This is a genomic window from Actinosynnema sp. (assembly GCF_052038725.1).
Window position 1 is genome coordinate 1 of sequence record NZ_JBQGCX010001210.1, and the last position, 4,008, is coordinate 4,008.

Below are 4,008 nucleotides of genomic sequence, written 5' to 3' on the forward strand. Positions count from 1 at the left end.
TCACCGGCGGCACCGGTTTCGTCGGCGCCCACACCACCGCCGCGCTGGTGCGCGCGGGCCACCGCGTCCGCCTGCTCGTCCGCGACCCCGCCGCCGTCCCCACCGCCCTGGACCCGCTGGGCGTCGACCTGTCCGCCGTGGACGCCGAGGTCGGCGACGCCACCGACGAGACCGCCGCCGCCAGGGCCGTGCGCGGCGCGGACGCCGTCCTGCACGCCGCCGCGGTCTACTCCTTCGACCGCCGCAGGCGCGCCGAGATGCTCCGCGTCAACACCAGGGCCACCGAGGTCGTCCTGGCCGCGGCCCGCCGCTCCGGCGCGGCCCGGATCGTGCACGTCTCCAGCACCGCGGCCCTGTTCGGGCCGGGGGTGCGCGTGGTCGACGAGCGCACCCCGCCCGGAACCAGCCGCGAGCCGTACGCGGCGACCAAGTCCGCCTCGGAGGCGATCGCCTGGGCGCACCAGCGCGCGGGCGCCCCCGTGGTGGTCAGCAGACCGCCCGCCCTGCTCGGCCCGCACGACCCGAAGACCGGCGACCAGACCCGCAGGCTGCGCGACACGGTGCGCGGCATCATGCCGGTGTGGCCGTCCGGCGCCCTCCAGATCGGCGACGTCCGCGACACCGCGCGGCTGCACACCGCCCTGCTGGAGGGCCGGGCGCGGGGAGCCCACTTCGGCCCCGGCCACCTGGTCACCACCCCCGAGTACGTGGCCGCGGCCCGCGAGGCCAGTGGCCGCGCCCTCCCCGCGGTGTTCCTCCCCGCCGCCCTGGTCACCCCCGTCGGCAGGCTGGTGGACCTCCTCCAACCGGTCTGGCCCTGGCACATCCCCGCCGCGCACGGCGCGATCACCACCGCCGCGGCCTCGGTGTCGGTCGCCCCCGCGGCGAGCACCCTGGGCCTGGCGCCGCGCCCGTTCGCGGACACCGTCGCCGACACCCTGGACTGGCTGGTCGACACCGGCAGGCTCCACCCCCGGACCCGCACACCCGTCACCTGAGGAGTCCCCATGACCACCACCAACTCCGCCACCGCCACCTCCCGCTCGTCCCTGCGCGACGGCGTCCTGTCCGGACTGGCGGGCGGCCTGGTGCTCGGCCTGCTCATGGCAGGCGTGGGCACCCTGCCCGTGGTCGGGATGCTGATCGCGGTCGACAGCGCGCTCGTGGGCTTCGCCGTGCACATGGCCATCTCCGCCGCGGCGGGAGCCGGGTTCGGCGCGCTGGCGCGACGCCTGCCGGACCAGGTCGTCCCGCTGTGCGCGGCGGGCGTGCTCTACGGCGTCCTCTGGTGGGCGGCCGGAGCGCTGCTGGTCATGCCCCTGTGGCTGTCCGCCACCGCCGACCCCGCCATGGCGGACCTGGTCCTGGTGGTGGGCGACGCCCAGTGGGTGAGCCTCTTCGGCCACGTCTTCTTCGGCCTGGCCACCGCCGCGACCCTCCTCGCCCTGCGCGGCCACGCCCGCTGACCCCGCGGCGCCCTCCGGCACCGGCCGGTTCTCCCTCCGCCGCAAGCGGAATCGACTGTCCGGACCGGAAGTTCCCGCCTTCGGCGGCACGACCGACCCGCCCGCCCCGACTACCGTGGTCCCATGGCGCACATCGATCTGGAAGATGTGGACGAGAGCCTGTTCCCCGGCATCACCGGGCTGATGCGGTACCGGCCCGAGACGGCCGGACCGCTCGGCGAGCTGGCCGAGGTCCTGCTCCGCGCACCGAACTCGCTCTCCCCAGGGGAGCGGGAGCTGATCGCGGCCTACGTGTCGGGCCGCAACCGCTGCACGTTCTGCTGCGACTCGCACGCCGCGTTCGCCGCCGCCCAGCTGGACGAGGGCACGGCGCTCGTGGACCGGGTCCTGGCGGACCTGGAGCTCGCGCCGGTCACGGAGAAGCTGCGCGCGCTGCTGCGGATCGCGGGCGCGGTGCAGGAGTCCGGTCGCGCGGTCACCCCCGACCTGGTGCGGCGGGCGCGCGAGCTGGGCGCGACGGAGGTGGAGATCCACGACACCGTGCTGATCGCCGCCGCGTTCTGCATGTTCAACCGGTACGTCGACGGCCTGGGCACGCTCGTCGCCGACGACCCGGCGCACTACGAGGTGGCGGCGCGCCGCATCGTGGCCGAGGGCTACACCGGCCTCGGCCGGGGCGACGACGGCGCGCAGAGCTGACGCCCCCGGTGTGGCCGGTGTCCGAGGACGCCGGTCACACCGCCTCGGCGACCACAACGGACTTCGCGCCCGCCAGGGCCTCCCGTCCCAGGAACCGCCACCCGGTCGCGCCCAGCCACGCCACGACGTCGTCCACCCCGTACACGTCGCCGTCCTCGCTGTTGACCGCGAACTCGCCCGCCATGAGCGCCGCCATCGCGGGTTCCGCGCCGGTGGGCCCGGTCCAGTAGTCGACCAGCAGCAACCGCGCGCCCGCCACCACCGCCCGCCGGACGTTGGCCAGCACGCGCGCGTTGTCCTCCGGCGAGAACACGTGCACCACGTTCGCCAGCAGGCAGCAGTCGTGCCCCTGCGGCATCGGGTCCACCCGCACGTCCCCGGCCACCACGTCGATCCGCCCGCCGAGCCCCGCGCCCACGACCTTGCGCCGGGCCAGCTCGGCCACCGGCGGCCACTCGACCACGGTCGCGCGCAACCCGTCGTGCGCCCGCACCGCCGCCGCCGACCAGGACCCGGTCCCGCCGCCGACGTCCAGCAGAGCCCCCCTGCCCGCCAGGTGCCCGGAGGCGGCGAGCGCGGCGGCGGGCCCGGCGTTGAGCGCCTCGACCCCGGAGGAGAACGCCTCCTGCTGCTCGGCGGACAGCGCGGTGATCCGGTTGACCGGCCCGGACCGCAGCGCCTCGGCGAGCCCGCCCCACGCCGGGTAGCTGACCAGGTCGGTGAACCGCACGAACGCCCGCAGGTCCACACCGGACTCGCCGCTCAGGCGCCGGGCCGCCGGGGCGTTGCGGTACCGGTCGCCCTCGCGCACCAGCAACCCGATCGCCACCAGCGCGTCCGCGCAGATCCGCCCGGCCCGCCGCGACACCCCGACCCGCTCCGCGAGCTCACCCACCACCAGCCCGCCGGGGGAGCCCGCCAACACCTCGAACACCCCGAGCTCGCACCCGACCATCAGGAACTTGGCCGCCCGGAACCCGTTCAGCAGCCCAAGAACCTCCGCAACGCCCTCCGCCTGCTCGTCACCCGCCTGTCCACCGCTCACCGCGCCACCGCCCACCCGCACCACCGGCCGGTCACGCTTCCCGCAGCAGCTCGGCGACCCGCTCACCCACCGCGATCACCGACAGGTTGATGTTCGCCCGCACCATGGTCGGCATCACCGACGCGTCCGCGACGTGCAACCCGTCCACCCCGCGCACCGCGCACCGCTCGTCCACCACGGCCATCGGGTCGCCGTCCGGCCCCATCCGGGCCGTGCCCGTGGGGTTGTAGGCCGGGTCCACGGTCGCGGTCACGTAGTCCCGCACCGCCTCGTCCGAGTCCACGAGCGCGTCGTCGAGCAGCACCACCCGCTCGGCCAGGTCCCGGATCTCCGGCGTCTGCGCCAGCTCCCACCCGACCCGCAGCCCGTCCGCGAGCAGCCGGTGGTCGTGCTCGGTCGTCAGGAAGTTCAAGTCGACCTCCGGAGCCCGCCGGGGGTCGACCGACGCCAACCGCACCCGCCCCCGCGACTTCGGCTCCCGCGCCACGACCAGCACGGTGAACACCCGCCCGGCCCCGGCGGCGGCCCGCAGGTGCGGGAACTGCGTCGCGAGGTCGAAGTGGTTGACCATCGCGTAGTACATGTCGTTGGCCCGCCCGGTGCTCGCGGCCCCCGCCCGCACCACGATCTGCCCCACGGCGGCCCCGAAGTTCTCCGCACCGGGCTTGGGCACCATGAACACCCCGGTCCGCGCCTGCTCGCTCAGCCCGGAGCCGACACCGGGCAGGTCCACCCGCACGTCGATCCCCAGCGCCCGCAGGTCCTCGGCGGGCCCGATGCCCGAGCGCAGCAGGATCG

Annotated in this window: 5 protein-coding genes; 3 read left to right on the top strand and 2 right to left on the bottom strand. The window is 75.8% G+C overall.

Features of this window, described 5'->3' with window-relative positions:
• The 3 genes from ACTUAL_RS25450 to ACTUAL_RS25460 all read left to right on the top strand — a co-directional run.
• Positions 1–998 (top strand): NAD-dependent epimerase/dehydratase family protein (locus tag ACTUAL_RS25450; protein WP_440902017.1); only part of this gene is annotated, 998 nt, incomplete at its 5' end.
• A gap of 9 nt (positions 999–1,007) precedes the next feature.
• Positions 1,008–1,466: a hypothetical protein gene (locus tag ACTUAL_RS25455; RefSeq protein WP_440902018.1), complete on the top strand. Its 459-nt coding sequence runs from the start codon at positions 1,008–1,010 to the stop codon at positions 1,464–1,466.
• A gap of 123 nt (positions 1,467–1,589) precedes the next feature.
• Positions 1,590–2,165 (top strand): carboxymuconolactone decarboxylase family protein, encoded by a 576-nt coding sequence (locus tag ACTUAL_RS25460; RefSeq protein WP_096495188.1) that lies wholly within the window; start codon positions 1,590–1,592, stop codon positions 2,163–2,165.
• A gap of 34 nt (positions 2,166–2,199) precedes the next feature.
• On the opposite strand, the gene ACTUAL_RS25465 is transcribed toward ACTUAL_RS25460, so the two are convergent.
• Both ACTUAL_RS25465 and ACTUAL_RS25470 read right to left on the bottom strand, forming a co-directional pair.
• Positions 2,200–3,210: a methyltransferase gene (locus ACTUAL_RS25465; protein WP_440902019.1), complete on the bottom strand. Its 1,011-nt coding sequence runs from the start codon at positions 3,208–3,210 to the stop codon at positions 2,200–2,202.
• A gap of 31 nt (positions 3,211–3,241) precedes the next feature.
• On the bottom strand, positions 3,242–4,008 hold a 767-nt coding region (locus ACTUAL_RS25470; RefSeq protein WP_440902020.1), incomplete at its 5' end, for a GMC family oxidoreductase.